We start from the raw sequence: 13,452 nt of genomic DNA, 5'->3' as shown, positions 1-13,452 counted from the left end.
ATGGCCGTGCGCACCAGGGCTCAGCTTAACAGCGATGCCGACACCAATCTCAACGACAACACGACCGGCGACATCTCGCCAGCCGATATTCGCACCATCGCCAAGAACCTCGCTGACAGTGCCAAGCTCGCGGAAGACATCGGGACGGCTGCGACGAAGAACACCGGCACTGGCGCCGGAAACGTGCCGGTGCTCGATGCGGGCGGCTTGCTCGATGAAGCGATCCTGCCGGCGCTGGCGATCACGGATACTTTCGAGGTCGCGTCTCAGGCCGCTATGCTGGCGCTGACTGCGCAGCGCGGCGACATCGCCGTTCGCTCGGACCTGAACAAGTCCTACATCCTCAAGACCGCGCCTGCGACGACACTGGCAAATTGGGTCGAGCTTCGCACGCCGACCGAAGCGGTGCTGTCTGTCGCGGCGCTTTCTGGTGCGATCAGCGCGGCCGCACTAAAGGTGGCCCTGGCAATAGCCGTGGCCGACATCACCGACGCCTCTGCCAACGGCCGTTCGCTAGTCTCTGCCGCCGACTATGCGGCCATGCGGACGCTTCTCGGTCTGGTGATCGGCACCAACGTTCAAGCGTACGATGCGCAGCTTTCGTCGCTGATTCGGATCAACAGCCAAAGCGCAGCTTATGGACTTGTACTCAGCGACGGGGGTAAGGCGATCTATCACCCGCCTGCCGACGCGACGGCGCGCATTTTCACAATCCCCTCGAATGCCGCTGTTCCTTACCCGAACGGAACAGCACTGACCTTCGACAACGATATCGGCGCAGGCGTCATTACGATCGCCATCGACACCGACACTTTGGTGCTGGTCGGGGCAGCCGGAAGCACAGGCTCGCGAACCCTGGCGTCAGGAGGCCAGGCTACCGCGCTCAAGGTCTCCGCGACCCGCTGGCGAATCTCTGGCGTAGGACTCACGTAATGGCTTCCGTCAGCCAAATGGCGCTATTGGCCGCCATGGGTGCCTCGGCGGCACCGAACGTGGTGCAGCGAGTCGCTTCAGGATCGGCTGCGCGCGCTACCTCCACTGTGCTGACATGGGCCGCTGCGACAGCCGGAAACCTTATCGTCATTGAGTTCGTTTGCGAGACCAACGCAGCGGCCCCAACGACGCCGGCAGGCTACACGCTATGGGCTTCGGGCAACCTCTCAAACGGCGGGGCGCAGACGGTTGGTATTTTCTACAAGGTTGCGGCTGGCGGCGAGACTGGCGTCACGATTGTTCATGGTAACAACGCCACCTGCTCGATTATGCGTGAGATTTCCGCCACGTCTGGAGTGATTGAATTCGGCACCCCGACGGTGGCGACCACTCTTAACCCCGATCCTCCATCGCTGACACCAGCTGGCGGCTCGAAGAAGTATCTGTGGATCGCTGGCGCCGACTATCCCACGACAACGGCATCGGCCTATTCGAGCGGATATTCCAACGGCCTTACCGGTGCCAGCACCACCAATCTTTACAGAGTTTCATCGGCCGAGAAAACAGCCACGGCCTCGGTCGAAGACCCCGGCGTTCTCACACTCGGGTCGTCCGTCAAATGCGTCGCCTTTACCTACGCAATTTCACCGATCGGTTGAAATCACGTTTAACTTGATAGTCACGCAAAAACGTGCGATTGATTGCCTGAACTCACAAGGCGTCGACAGCATGAACTTCCATCGTCTCTCGGGTCTGTTGAACCGGCTGTTCGGCGGGCGTGCCGATCAGACTTTGTGCGCTCGAATGGCCGAAGGCTACGGAACCCAATGCCTGTTCTGCCAAGTCATGCACCGATTGGTCGAGCCGAACCACTGCATGATCGAGCTTGTCAACTGGCGGCGCCGCCAAGCGAAAAGGATCGCAGAATGAACCTTCCAGGCGACTGGCTCCCGAACGCAACAATACAGAGAGTCGTGTTGCACTGGACGGCCGGCTCCCACAAGGCGACGGACTTTGACCGCAAGCACTACCACGTCCTGATCGAGGACGACGGTCGGCTGATCCGTGGCATTCCGACGATCGACCTCAACACCTTGCCCAAGGCGAAAAGCGGTTACGCCGCGCACACGCTCAACTGCAACACCGGCTCGATCGGCGTTTCCCTGTGCGCCATGGCCGGCGCTATCGAGCGGCCGTTCCAGGCAGGCACACAGCCGCTGACGAAGACGCAATGGGACATGGCATCCACCGTCGTTGCGCAACTCTGTCGCCGCTACACGATCCCCGTTGGGCCGAGGACAGTGCTGTCCCACGCCGAGGTCCAGGCAAATCTCGGTATCCAGCAGCGCGGCAAATGGGACATCGCCATGCTGCCATTCGATCCGGCCTTCGACACGGCGCGTGAGTGCGGTGATCGCTTCCGTGCCGAGGTCAAGGCGAAGCTTTGATGAGCCCGCCGAAGTCTTCGTCGCGCCGGTTTACCAAGCGCATGGTCATCGCCAACACGGCGTTGGCCTGGGCAGCGGTGTTCCTCTCCATCCTTTATGCGCAGGCCGCCTACGTGGCAGCAACCGCGATCGGTCTCATCCTCGCTATCAGCGGCGCCTACATGGGCATCGGACATATGGATTTGAGGCAGATGCTCAAAGCCATGCTGCCGGGCACCGCTTCCACCTTCATCTCAGATGTTCCCGCCGATCCGGCGCAAGGAGACGACGTGCAATGAGCGCCTTGGACACCTGCCTTGTCACCGGTACGATCCTCAATCCTGACGGCACGCCGAGCTATCCGGCGACCGTCACGTTCAAGCTGACGCAACGAGACTACGACGACTCAAACATCGTGCTGCCGGCGCCGGTGAGCGTCGATACAGACCCGGCCGGACACATAAGCATCCCTCTCTGGCCGAACGTGGATGGCCGGGCGGGGACTGTCTATTGGTGCAGCATCGCGGTCGGGCCCGAGTTGTGGAACCGCGATCGGTACGCCACGTTTGTCGTCGCCGTACCCGACGCTACCACTGCCGATCTGACGGCCATCTCAGAACTGGTTGCACCGTCGAAGGTCGATGATGCCAGAACGGCCGTCATCCTGGCGCAAGCTGCCGCCCTGGAGGCGCACGATGATGCGGCATTAGTTGCCGCAGATCGTCTCGCGATCGGAGGGGATCGTGTGCAGACCGGTCTCGACCGCGTGGCGGTGGCGGCAGATAGGGCTGCGATCGAGGCCATCATCGAACCAGTCACAACCGTTGCCGAGCACATCGACATGGTGATCACGGTTGGGGCGAACATCACCACCATAGCGGACGCCGTTGGACCCCTCACTTCTATTCAGACCGCCATGCTTCAGATGGCGACTTCCTTCACCGACTCGCAAACCCGCTACATCAACGCCATGGCGTTCTCATAGGATTTGAAATCATGACCGTAGAAGCTGAAATCGCCGCTCTCACGACTGCAGTGAACACCCTTACGGGTGCCGTCGATGTCCGGAAGGCGACGCTCGATACTGCCGTTTCGGATGCAGAGGGTTTTGCCGGCGAAGCCAATGACGCCAAGAACGCGGCTGGGGTCAGCGAGACCAACGCAGGAAGCTCAGCCGCTGCTGCGCTCGCCTCCAAGAACGCGGCTGGGGTCAGCGAGACCAACGCAGGAAGCTCAGCCGCTGCTGCGCTCGCCTCCAAGAACGCGGCCGGGGTCAGCGAGACCAACGCAGGAAGCTCAGCCACTGCTGCGCTCGCCTCCAAGAACGCGGCCGGGGTCAGCGAGACCAACGCAGCAAGCTCAGCCGCTGCTGGGCTCGCCTCCGAGACCAACGCAGGAAGCTCAGCCGCTGCTGCGCTCGCCTCCAAGAACGCGGCCGGGGTCAGCGAGACCAACGCAGGGACCAAGGCCCTGCTTGCTCAGACATGGGCTGAAGGAACGCTTCCTGGTGGGGCCGGCACGAAGTCCTCTAAGGAATGGCAGGCGCAGGCGGCGGCGCTCTTTGCGGGAGGCTATACAGCGTCGACGATCCCGTCTGCGGCGATCGCCGCTATTAAGGCACTCAACACGGCAACGTTTCCAATCGTCTATCGGAACGATGTCGGCAAAGAGGGCTTTTACGAATGGGATGCCACCGTTGATACCCAAAGGTCAAAAGCAGACCTCACCGAAGAGTACACTTATATCTCGCCCAATATAGCTGTTAATGGTGCCTACAAGCGGGTCAATCTCTCGTCGAATGAACAAAGTGCAATCAATAAGGCACTAAACGAGAGGCCATTTGAAGCTCCCCCGGAAGTCATCGATACATTCAACGCGATTGTCCCTCGGTCACCTTACTATGGGCGGCAGGTCAATTGGAATAGTAAGTCGGAAGACCTAACCGACGTACACTATGCCAAGGACACGCTCACCCTTGTGGCGGGTGATACTGTCAAATGGCAGGGAATCACGCTCCAGCGCATCACCAATACGGGTGGCTATGGCTCTTGCCGCATTCGTGATTTGCGAGCATCCGATTATCCTTTGATCCCAGGCAAACGCTACATCGCGTCTGTCGTGGCATGGGCACCGTTCATCGAAACGGATAGTGAAGGCATTGCGGGTCCATGGAACCGCTTCATGTGGCTTCAATCTGTCGCAAACGGCAACACGTTCGGCAGCGCCGCGAAAATGATTGGCCCGGTTCCACGCCGAATTTCAATTGTGATCGAGGCAGACACGTCAACGACGTTTAAAGTCGTCGCCGATCCGCGTCTTAGTCTTTCAGCACAGGTTGCCAGCTCTACTGCGTTTGGCTGGTATTACGCAAACTATCCGCTCGGCGGCATCACACCAGCCCCGATGGATATCTACATCGGCGGAATGCAAATCGAGGAAGCGCCGAGCCAGACCGAAAAAACCGGCATCGTCACACTTGGAACTTCAATCGACGTCGGCGGCGGCGGTGCTGGCATTGGTGCCATGTGGACTTCTGGTCGCGGCTGGCCGCGCTGGTTCGAGGGCTTGTTGAACGTCCCAATCTATTGCGCGTCCATTGGCGGTCAATCTTCGGCTACTATCCTTGCCCGCTTTGATACGGACGTTGCACCGCTTGCGGCAAGCGCGCGGGATATCGTTCTCTGTCACAACGTCAATGACTTTTCGAGCGGCTTCAATAGCGCGGCTTACCGCTCGAATTGGCAACAGATCACGGACAAGGCAATTGCGGCCGGTTTCCGGGTCATCCACATGACAATCCAGCGGCGTTCCATGTATGACTATGCGAACGGTGCCGCCGATCTGGAAGCCGAAAATGTCTATATCAAAGCAACTTATCCCTTCGTGATCGACCGCGATAAGGTGCTGCAAGATGCGTTGAACGCCAATCTCCTTAACAGGTTCTATGACTCGGACGGCATTCATCAAAGCCACAAGGGTAACCGCGCTTTCGCCTTCATGCTCTTTCATGAGTACCGGCATTTCTTCCCGTTCGACAATGCGCAACCTGGCCCGTATCAGGTCACGGTAAACGACAATTCCAAGGTGCAGAGCTTTGGGAGCCCGTCCTGGCTCAATCGTCGGTGGGCAACAAGGGTAGATGCCTCGGGCTCGATCTCATCGCTTCGTGATGTAGAAAAGGCGACTGCTCCAATCTTAGTGTTTGAGGGCGCTGCGGGAAGCTCGAAAGTCTTTCAGTTGCCGTGCGCCAATTATCAGCGCGCTGCAGAGAGGGTTAATACTGACGTTCAGGTGCAGACGATCATCAACGCCACCAGTGACAATCAGGACGTTACCATCCAGTATTATGCCCGCGACATCGCTGATGCTCTCGCTGCTTATGGTTCGGCCTATGTCATTCGCCCTGGCGAAAGCGTGACGCTGATGACGGATGGCACCGCCACTTGGCGGGCTGATCTTGGCGGGAGCCCGAAGCAGCAGACGATTTCTACCGATGCTAACTCCACGCTTCTTCCGGCGAGCAACACTCCCGAGGTGCGCCATACGGGAACTCTGACGGCCAATCGGGTTATTACCCTGTCCACGACTAGCGCTATCGCTGGGAAAACCAAGTTCAAGATAACCAGAACTGGTGCCGGAGCTTTCAATCTAAACATCGGCGGGCTGAAAGACTTGGTGCAAAACACTTGGTGCGAGGTCGTCTACGACGGAGCAGCCTACTACCTGTCGGCATACGGCGCGCTGTAACGGCCAAATTCACGTTTAACTTGTGAAACACGTTTAAACGTGCAATTAGTGGGGGCGAAACAGAGGTCCGTCAATGAGCATCGCTCTCGCCGCTTGGCAGTTCGTCCGTCCGTTCCTCACCTTCAAGCTCGCGCTGCCGGTGTGGGTCTTCCTCGTGGCCGGCGCCTGGCTATGGATCGACAAGACCTCAGCCATTCGCACGGCCGTCAACAAGTATGCCGCCGAACTGATTGCAGGCGCACAGATGGATGCGCTCAACGCGCAACTGATCGAGGAACGCCGCATCCGCGCCTGGTCCGACCGCAAGGCCGAGGAAGCCGGCAAGCTCGCGGACGCCGAGCGCGCAGCCCGCGTCGATTTGGAAATCAAGCTCACTCTCACCGACAGCAAAAGAAAGGGTCTTGCCGATGAACTGGCAGAGATCACGGCGCACCCTGTTTCTGGCGACTGCACTGTTGACCAGTTCCTTCTTGACCGGCTGCGCAACAAATAAGGCCCTGCTCGGGCAAGCCTATACCGACAAGGCCAAGGCCGAGGCTGCACAGACCGCGTTGCAAGCGGCCGAGAAGCGCGTCCAGGAAGCTCGTCGGATGCCCAACTGGCCCGACAAGTGTCGCCGCCACCACCACAGCGGAATCGTGCTCGGCGATCGGCAGAGTGTCGCCAACAAGAAGGCTGACAACGCCATCGGCGCCGCCAACGACCAGACCGACGCCTGCGCGGCTCTCTACGACGCCTGGCAGAAGGCGAGGGAGCCGAAATGACCGAAGCTGAGATTCACGAAATCGCCAACCAGGCGGCGCGGGAAGCGGTCAAGGAGACGCTGCTGACTCTCGGGTTCGCGGTGGACAAGCCGCTCGATGCGCAGGCTGACATGCAGTTCCTTCGCAGGTGGCGCGAGTCGAGCGACACCATCAAGCGCCAAAGCATCATCACCGCCGTGGGGATCATCACAGTTTCCTTTCTCGGCCTGATCTGGACGGCGCTCAGAGGTCACCCCTGATCGCCTGAAAATTCCTCGTGCATATGGATGTCAGTTTTGGCGATCCCCCTTTCCGACGAACTTGCGCAGCAAGCGGCCGACGCATATCGGGCTCACGGCAATAACAAAGCCGCCGCCGCCGCCGCGCTCGGTCTTTCACGTACAACGTTTATTGCACGCCTGTCAGTGGCCTCGCTACGCGGACTGCTCGGCACGAAGCCAGTCCTGCCGGGCTTCCAGATTCACAGCACATCGACGCAGCTTGGTCCCGATGGCGAGTTGCAGCGCGAGTGGATACAGCAGAAGCCGGAATCGGGTGAAGAATTCGTGCTGCCGGCCGGCCACACCATCAAGGGCGTGTCGGCACTGGTCGGCCCTGACGATCGCGTCATGGCGAAGTGGATCAAGACGCGCGAGGATGGACCGGACCTCGACGCGAAGATTGACATCATCCAGCGGGCGTTCGAAAACTTCGAGCCGCGCGCGCCATACATCCTCCGGCCCACGGACTGCGACAGTGAGCGCCTGACCGCCTACATCTTCTGCGATTGGCACCTCGGTCTGTTCGCCCACGGCAAGGAGACGGGTGGGCCCGACTGGGACTTGTCGATCGCCAAACAGGTGCTGCGCGAGACCGTTTCCGATTTGATCGGCCAGTCGCCGAAAAGCAAGCACGCCATCATGCTCGGCCTTGGCGACATCCTTCACGCGGACAACAGCCGCAACATGACTGAGAGGTCGGGCAACGTTCTCGACGTGGATACGCGCTATCCCAAGGTGCTGGAGACCGCCTGCGATCTGCTGGCTGAAGCCGGTGAGAACATCGCCGCCAAACACGATCGCGTCGAGATCGTCACGAAGCCCGGCAATCACGATCCAGAATCAACGGTCGGCATTCGCCAGGCGCTGCGCATGTACTTCCGCAACACCGAAAGCGTGGATGTCGATACCAGTCCCAACCCTTTCTACTGGCGTCGGTTTGGCGTGAATCTGCTCGGCGGCGCGCACGGCGACAAAGCCAAGCCCAAGGACATGCCCCTGATCATGGCGAACGTGCGCCGGCAGGACTGGTCGGATACGACAACCCGGCATTTCCACACCGGCCACATCCATCACGACACGCTGCAAGAAATTGGCGGGGTTCACGTCTACTCCCATCGAGCACCGGTGGCGCAAGACGCCTACCACGCGGCTAACGGGTATCTCGCCGGCCGCTCGATGCGCAGCTTCAACTACCACGTCGACAAAGGTGCGCGTGGTAGCACAGAGATCGAAATTCGCTGATGAGATTTCCCGGTTAGTATGACCGCCTCCGGGCTCCTGTCCAACAGGAGACATTATGGCCTTCCTCCCTGCGGCTAAGCCGCAGCAAGCATCAACCGCTCGCTCATAGCCTGGCTAAAGCCAATCTCCACCGCGTCCCAAATTCCCCCCTGAACCTGCGCGCTCAAGACTCGCGACAAGAAGGTTGAATTAGACTTTGCTAACATAAAGTCATGCAACTCCAAGTAGTACGCGCGACCGGTGGCGCAATCTACAGAATAGTCCCCCGATCGAATAGGATTCCAAGGTAGGGGTTTTGGATATTCGCCATTGGCGTCGACTCCCACGAAAGATAGGCTACAGAAGCTCATTACATTTTTTCCCTGAGTGGTAGGCGTTAATACAACAACGCTGTCAAATCAGTGCCTGCGAATGCTTCTGATTTGGGCGGGGGGACAAGCTGTGGCGTGTCTTCCTTCGACAACACGAAATCACCTAAGATGTCAATCAGACATGAATTGACATTGACTATTTTTTCATCACTGCGACTCCTTTTCGGGTCATGGGCATTTATTCCTATATAAGTTTCACTTTCAAAATGAAAGCGGGAATGTAAAAACTCCACATATTCACGTTCGGCTTCCGGTCGCGCCAATAGCCGATACGTTGTTTCACAGGCATCCCGCGTCCACACGACCCACATCACGTCCATCAGCGGACTTTTGCCTCGCTCCTTTTCGAGGAACGCCGGTCGCCAGGTGAGCGGCAGGATGAAGGCGGGTGGGTGCGTCTCGAACAACTTGATCCGACTCTTGGCGTGCCAATATTGCGACTTCAGCAGGAAGGCTGCGTTCGGCGCGATCGATAGTGCGCGCTTGATGAAAGCCTCAGCCAGGTTGAAAGGCGGATTGGTGATGATCCAATCACACATGAAATTGACCTCGCAGGTCAGAAAGTTGACGCCAGCGACGCCGTAGCCGCAATCCTCACGCAGATCGCTGGCCCACACGGCGTCGGTGCCGAGGTAGTGCCCGAGAACGTCAGCCATGGCGCCGTTGCCGCAGGCGGGCTCCCACGCGGTCGTGGCTAGATCGAGCTTAAGGAACTCCATCAACGCAGCCGTCACGTTGTGCGGCGTCGGGTAGAAGTCAGCGGGCTTGCGCTTGTGGACCTTCTGCGATGCCACCAAGGCGTCGGCGTAGCTGTGCTCGCTCATGCCGCGACCTTCCCCGATAGGCCGACCAAACGCGGACGGTCACAGGTCTTGCGAATGTGGAAGGTCATGAGAGATTCCCGTTAAAAGTGATTGATCAGGCGAGCAAATCGCTCAAATCGTTGGGATCGGCCTTGGGTTTTATGAGCGCTTGCCGGCGTTGACCGTCTACCAGGTTAAGCGCGTCAACGATGCGTTCTGCGTCGTCTCGAGTCCAGGTCCAGGCGATAGGGTCAGTCATGCCAAGCTTGGAGTCGTAGATCGCATAGAGATGGTCGGACCAGTGATCCTCACCGTCGTCCGCTACCCACTCATACGAAAAGCGCAGCATCACACCAGCAAATCGTCCAGGTCGGTGTCGTCTTTAGCCGGAACGGACACCTGCTCAGGTGCCTTTCCCGCGACCAGTATCTCGCTCACAGGTAAGCGAGGCATGGCAGCGGTCATTCGCTTCCTCGGCTCGTAGGGTTCCGACAAATTCGGTGGCGTGGTCAGAACCTCGACGATGCAGGCAACCGGGTCTTTTCCGACGCTGACAATCCAATCGTTGGTCAGCCAGAACTGCGAGATGGCCTGCCAGCCTTCCGGCCCGATGTTCAGGGCCAGGCTTGTGAGCTTGCCCCTGACCGGGGCACCGCGATCGTCACGCGACTTGGATATAGCCCGTAGCGCAGTGACGAGCTTTAGACCGAGGGCGGCGTCATCCATGGTCAGACCAGCAAATCGTCGTCATCGTCTTTGGTGACCGGGCTTACGCCCCTCACCGGCACATCGCCGAGCAGATCGTCATCGTCTGCGGCCGGCGATTGCGTGGCAACCGTGGTGCCCTCGAAGGCGGCGGCCTTCTGCTCGGACGTCAGACCCATCTGCTCGTCGTAGGCCGTGGATTTCAGCATCCCGGTCTCAACGTTGAATTCTAGGCCGGTTTCGACCGCCTTGCCACCCGGATAGACGCGCTCAAGTTCTTCGAGCAGTGGCGTCTTCTGCAAGACGAGACGGAACCCTTTGTCGGTGCCGGGGAAGGGGTAGACGTTGACGTAGGGACTGCCCTTGGTCTTGCGGATCAAGCCGCGCAGTTCGCCGAGTTTCATAGATGTCTCCGTTCTTTAAATATGTTGCCATTCGTGTCGATTAACGACACGACTGATTTGCGGCTGACGCACGCCGAACTTTGTCGCAAGTTCTGACTGAGAAGTGTTACAAGCGTTAGTTCGAATGTACAGCACGTCTTGCTCAGTAAGCTTTGCCCACGGTATCTGCGTTCCGCGAGGTTGCTTTCCGTTTCTAATTTTGTCTGCGCAATTCTCGGTTGGCGTACCCCAATAGAGATTGTCCAACCGATTATTGGCCGGTCGATCGTCCTTGTGGCAGCCGTACTTTCCCTCGGGTCGCGGTCCAACAAAATTCTCAAGGACCAGCGTGTGAACCAGTTCGCATTTTGCGATGTGATCTCGCCACAGTGTAATGTTCAGAGCACAGAGTCTTCCGTTCTCAAAGGAACGGGCTGGTCTAAGAGTTCTCGCCTTCACTGTGCGATAGTATCCCCGCGCCGATCTCACCGATGGGGAAACCCAAATCTTCCGCGCTAGGCTCATTACCCGTCCGTGATCGGAAACCTGGTAGTAGCCTTCGAAGCCAATGATGTCAGTCCAGGTTTCCATGTGCATCAGACCATGCCGAGCGCCGCCTTATATAAATCCAGGATGGACTCGGCCTCCTGGCGCTCAGCCTGATCCTTCTTGCGCAGTCGGACGATCGCGCGCATCGCGGTCGTATCGAACCCGGTGCCCTTGGCCTCGGAGTAGACTTCCTTGATGTCGAGGGCGATGGTTTGCTTTTCACTTTCGAGACGTTCGATCCGTTCAATAAGGGAACGAAGTTGGCCCGCAGCGACAGTGCTTGCATTACTGCCGCCAGCCAAGCCTGTGTCTAGGTCGTCATCCATTCGGCTAATCTCTCCTATTTGTCGTTTGCTGAAACGTGCTGCCAGATTTTGCCGAGCTTGATCAGCGAAATGGTGCTGATAGACACTCCAAAATCTTCGGCGATGTTTTCGTAACGCTCACCGCCCATGGCGCGGCGCCTGATGATCGGAACGTCGGCTTCGGTCAAGCGAGCGCCAAAAACATCGGACCCTTTGACCCGGTGCCCGTGGCGATCAATGTCGGCCTGGTTCTCCAGTTTCGATGCCCACCGAACGTTGGAAACACGGTTGTTGTCGGTGTTTCCGTCATTGTGGGCAGCGTCGGCACCTTCGAACGGCGGCTCTCCGAGGAAAGTTCGTGCAACGAGAACGGCTACGCGAACGGTCGTTACGGTCCCTGCATGGGACATCGAAACGTGGTGGTAGCCGTTGGTCTTTGCAGACCGGAGGTAGCCAACGCGTTTGCCACTGACTCGTCCCCATGAACTGACCTGGTAGCCGGGGAAGGCAACCACATCGCGCCATGTTTCAACCCTGTCGAGTTCCTTGATCCAAGCAGCGAGCGTCCACGATTCCAGTGCCTCGAATGGGGCCTGCAAATCGCGATCCTCCATGTTGTTGGGGTAGGCCATGCGGTGTCTCCGTTTGTGAAAGTCACTATAAACGTGAAATTAGTCGCGTCAATAGCGATTTCGAAGTTGTGGGCTGTTGAGCGAAATAAAATTGTCCACGGGTATGACGCTGAACTGCCTGGCCACCCGGTCGGGCTCGATCTCGTAGCCGTGCTTTCGGCAGATCAGCGACACCGTTTTGGGGTCGATGCCGGTGGCGCGTGCGATTTCGAGATAGGTGCAGTTCCAGTCCGCCGCGCTGCCATAGCGCCAGACCAGGAAGCGCTGCGCCGCTGCTCTGAACGGGCGCCTCATGGCTTGCTGATCTCGGTGAGGGCTTCGTCGAACGTGCGCTCACCGGGGCTGAGGAACTGCGATCTGCGGACAACTCCTCCCCTATGGAAACGCATTCCGGACATAGCTTGCGCCCCTGCTGCCTCGGCCGTCATGTCCTTGAGCCGCTGTTCACCGACCTCGGTGTGGGGCTCCTTGGGCTCTGGATACTTGACGTACAACCCATCGACCACGGATTGCAGGTCGCGGCGCACCTGGTTGAGATTTCCCTTGGGTGGCCGGTCATCGTTCAGCATGTTCTGGATCATCGCATCACGGAGAACTGTAAGGGAAGCCATGGCTTTGATGATGTGCGAGAGGCTGGGTTCGGGAATCTCTGGATCGTTGTCTTCACCCTCCCACCATTGCATAATGTGGCCCATGGCAGCATCGACGTAGACCGAGGCGCGGACACCGGCGACCCTGTAGTTTGAGCGCCTATATTTGATTGCGCCTTCAAGTAGTGCGACTCCGAGTTCCGCAACTACTGTTTGTGGAACCGGGGTGAAGTGCCGCCACTTGGCCACACCGATAGCGTCCTTCGGATTCTGCGGATTGGTTGGTTTCGTCGTCAACACAGTGCTCCTTCTAAGCGTAACTGATAAAGGTGAAAGCCTTTGCTGCCGGATCAGATCGACGACCAGTTTCTCGGCCGCCTCAGCACGGATGGTGGCGGCGCGCTCATCGGCCTCGGCTTCGAGCAGGGATGCCTTCAGCGCTGCGACATCAACCTCGTCGCCGGAAACCTGCTGCGGTCCTTTGCAGTGGCCGAGGCAGTAGGACTGATCGATGCACGAGCGCGACATCTCGCAACCTGGACCGGTTTTGAACTGCTCGCTCATACCAGGGTATCCGAGGCTTCTGCGGCCGGTGTGATCACTCGATCATTTGTGACATACCAGCGGACGCCGTTGGCATCGTCGATGGTAACGCCCTTCGGGTATGTGCGGATGAGCGTGCCGGTCACGCGAAGCTTCTTGCACGGTTGCCAGGCTTCGAGCTTCATTTGACGAACCTCC

General features: G+C 58.7%; 21 protein-coding genes. 10 read left to right on the top strand and 11 right to left on the bottom strand.

The genetic code is table 11. The features are described 5' to 3' along the window. Nucleotides 1-933, top strand: a complete 933-nt coding sequence (locus NKJ23_RS16235; protein ID WP_352681056.1) for a hypothetical protein — start codon at nucleotides 1-3, stop codon at nucleotides 931-933. After that, entirely contained in the window at nucleotides 933-1,592 is a 660-nt protein-coding gene (locus NKJ23_RS16230; protein ID WP_352681054.1) for a hypothetical protein, read from the top strand. The genes NKJ23_RS16235 and NKJ23_RS16230 overlap by 1 nt, the downstream gene beginning before the upstream one ends. Before the next feature lie 52 nt (nucleotides 1,593-1,644). On the opposite strand, the gene NKJ23_RS16225 is transcribed toward NKJ23_RS16230, so the two are convergent. After that, a complete protein-coding gene (locus tag NKJ23_RS16225; RefSeq protein ID WP_352681052.1) occupies nucleotides 1,645-1,842 on the bottom strand; it encodes a hypothetical protein in 198 nt (65 codons plus the stop codon). Between the two features lie 17 nt (nucleotides 1,843-1,859). Between NKJ23_RS16225 and NKJ23_RS16220 the strand changes: the two genes are divergently transcribed. The 8 genes from NKJ23_RS16220 to NKJ23_RS16185 all read left to right on the top strand — a co-directional run bounded on the left by NKJ23_RS16220 (nucleotide 1,860) and on the right by NKJ23_RS16185 (nucleotide 8,373). Next, nucleotides 1,860-2,381 (top strand): peptidoglycan recognition protein family protein, encoded by a 522-nt coding sequence (locus NKJ23_RS16220; RefSeq protein WP_352681050.1) that lies wholly within the window; start codon nucleotides 1,860-1,862, stop codon nucleotides 2,379-2,381. Continuing rightward, complete coding sequence (locus tag NKJ23_RS16215; protein ID WP_352633498.1) at nucleotides 2,381-2,659, top strand: hypothetical protein; 279 nt, start codon at nucleotides 2,381-2,383, stop codon at nucleotides 2,657-2,659. The genes NKJ23_RS16220 and NKJ23_RS16215 overlap by 1 nt, the downstream gene beginning before the upstream one ends. Further along, the gene (locus tag NKJ23_RS16210; protein WP_352681048.1) at nucleotides 2,656-3,345 is read left to right on the top strand and encodes a hypothetical protein; all 690 of its coding nucleotides are present in this window, start codon (nucleotides 2,656-2,658) and stop codon (nucleotides 3,343-3,345) included. The genes NKJ23_RS16215 and NKJ23_RS16210 overlap by 4 nt, the downstream gene beginning before the upstream one ends. A gap of 11 nt (nucleotides 3,346-3,356) precedes the next feature. Beyond that, on the top strand, nucleotides 3,357-6,107 hold the full coding sequence (locus NKJ23_RS16205) for an SGNH/GDSL hydrolase family protein (protein ID WP_352681046.1): 2,751 nt from the start codon (nucleotides 3,357-3,359) through the stop codon (nucleotides 6,105-6,107). Nucleotides 6,108-6,180: 73 nt separating this feature from the next. Next, nucleotides 6,181-6,600 (top strand): hypothetical protein, encoded by a 420-nt coding sequence (locus NKJ23_RS16200; protein WP_352681044.1) that lies wholly within the window; start codon nucleotides 6,181-6,183, stop codon nucleotides 6,598-6,600. Further along, nucleotides 6,563-6,871 carry a hypothetical protein gene (locus tag NKJ23_RS16195; RefSeq protein WP_352681042.1) on the top strand — a complete coding sequence of 103 codons (309 nt, stop codon included), beginning with the start codon at nucleotides 6,563-6,565 and terminating at the stop codon, nucleotides 6,869-6,871. Before NKJ23_RS16200 ends, NKJ23_RS16195 begins: the two co-directional genes overlap by 38 nt. Then, the gene (locus tag NKJ23_RS16190; protein WP_352681040.1) at nucleotides 6,868-7,110 is read left to right on the top strand and encodes a hypothetical protein; all 243 of its coding nucleotides are present in this window, start codon (nucleotides 6,868-6,870) and stop codon (nucleotides 7,108-7,110) included. The genes NKJ23_RS16195 and NKJ23_RS16190 overlap by 4 nt, the downstream gene beginning before the upstream one ends. A gap of 36 nt (nucleotides 7,111-7,146) precedes the next feature. Continuing rightward, nucleotides 7,147-8,373, top strand: coding sequence for a hypothetical protein (locus tag NKJ23_RS16185; protein ID WP_352681038.1), 1,227 nt, complete (start codon nucleotides 7,147-7,149; stop codon nucleotides 8,371-8,373). 376 nt (nucleotides 8,374-8,749) lie between these two features. Here NKJ23_RS16185 and NKJ23_RS16180 read toward each other — a convergent pair whose 3' ends face one another. The 10 genes from NKJ23_RS16180 to NKJ23_RS16135 all read right to left on the bottom strand — a co-directional run bounded on the left by NKJ23_RS16180 (nucleotide 8,750) and on the right by NKJ23_RS16135 (nucleotide 13,439). Next, entirely contained in the window at nucleotides 8,750-9,568 is an 819-nt protein-coding gene (locus NKJ23_RS16180) for a class I SAM-dependent methyltransferase (protein ID WP_352681036.1), read from the bottom strand. Nucleotides 9,569-9,662: 94 nt separating this feature from the next. Further along, nucleotides 9,663-9,896 (bottom strand): hypothetical protein, encoded by a 234-nt coding sequence (locus tag NKJ23_RS16175; protein WP_352681034.1) that lies wholly within the window; start codon nucleotides 9,894-9,896, stop codon nucleotides 9,663-9,665. Continuing rightward, the gene (locus NKJ23_RS16170) at nucleotides 9,896-10,273 is read right to left on the bottom strand and encodes a hypothetical protein (RefSeq protein ID WP_352681032.1); all 378 of its coding nucleotides are present in this window, start codon (nucleotides 10,271-10,273) and stop codon (nucleotides 9,896-9,898) included. Before NKJ23_RS16170 ends, NKJ23_RS16175 begins: the two co-directional genes overlap by 1 nt. A 2-nt stretch (nucleotides 10,274-10,275) precedes the next feature. Further along, on the bottom strand, nucleotides 10,276-10,656 hold the full coding sequence (locus tag NKJ23_RS16165; RefSeq protein ID WP_352681030.1) for a hypothetical protein: 381 nt from the start codon (nucleotides 10,654-10,656) through the stop codon (nucleotides 10,276-10,278). Between the two features lie 15 nt (nucleotides 10,657-10,671). Then, a complete protein-coding gene (locus NKJ23_RS16160; protein WP_352681130.1) occupies nucleotides 10,672-11,226 on the bottom strand; it encodes an NUMOD4 motif-containing HNH endonuclease in 555 nt (184 codons plus the stop codon). 5 nt (nucleotides 11,227-11,231) lie between these two features. Further along, nucleotides 11,232-11,510: a DUF2312 domain-containing protein gene (locus tag NKJ23_RS16155; RefSeq protein WP_352681028.1), complete on the bottom strand. Its 279-nt coding sequence runs from the start codon at nucleotides 11,508-11,510 to the stop codon at nucleotides 11,232-11,234. Nucleotides 11,511-11,524: 14 nt separating this feature from the next. Continuing rightward, on the bottom strand, nucleotides 11,525-12,121 hold the full coding sequence (locus tag NKJ23_RS16150) for an HNH endonuclease (protein ID WP_352681026.1): 597 nt from the start codon (nucleotides 12,119-12,121) through the stop codon (nucleotides 11,525-11,527). A gap of 48 nt (nucleotides 12,122-12,169) precedes the next feature. Continuing rightward, the gene (locus tag NKJ23_RS16145; protein ID WP_352681024.1) at nucleotides 12,170-12,415 is read right to left on the bottom strand and encodes a hypothetical protein; all 246 of its coding nucleotides are present in this window, start codon (nucleotides 12,413-12,415) and stop codon (nucleotides 12,170-12,172) included. After that, nucleotides 12,412-13,275: a dATP/dGTP diphosphohydrolase domain-containing protein gene (locus tag NKJ23_RS16140; protein WP_352681022.1), complete on the bottom strand. Its 864-nt coding sequence runs from the start codon at nucleotides 13,273-13,275 to the stop codon at nucleotides 12,412-12,414. Before NKJ23_RS16140 ends, NKJ23_RS16145 begins: the two co-directional genes overlap by 4 nt. Continuing rightward, nucleotides 13,272-13,439 carry a hypothetical protein gene (locus NKJ23_RS16135; RefSeq protein ID WP_352681020.1) on the bottom strand — a complete coding sequence of 56 codons (168 nt, stop codon included), beginning with the start codon at nucleotides 13,437-13,439 and terminating at the stop codon, nucleotides 13,272-13,274. The genes NKJ23_RS16140 and NKJ23_RS16135 overlap by 4 nt, the downstream gene beginning before the upstream one ends. Between the last annotated feature and the right edge of the window lie 13 nt (nucleotides 13,440-13,452).

The organism is Mesorhizobium sp. M0184, from assembly GCF_040322215.1.
Taxonomy (GTDB): domain Bacteria; phylum Pseudomonadota; class Alphaproteobacteria; order Rhizobiales; family Rhizobiaceae; genus Mesorhizobium.
The sequence above is the reverse complement of the archived record's forward strand: the minus strand, read 5'-3'. Positions and strand labels throughout refer to the sequence as shown.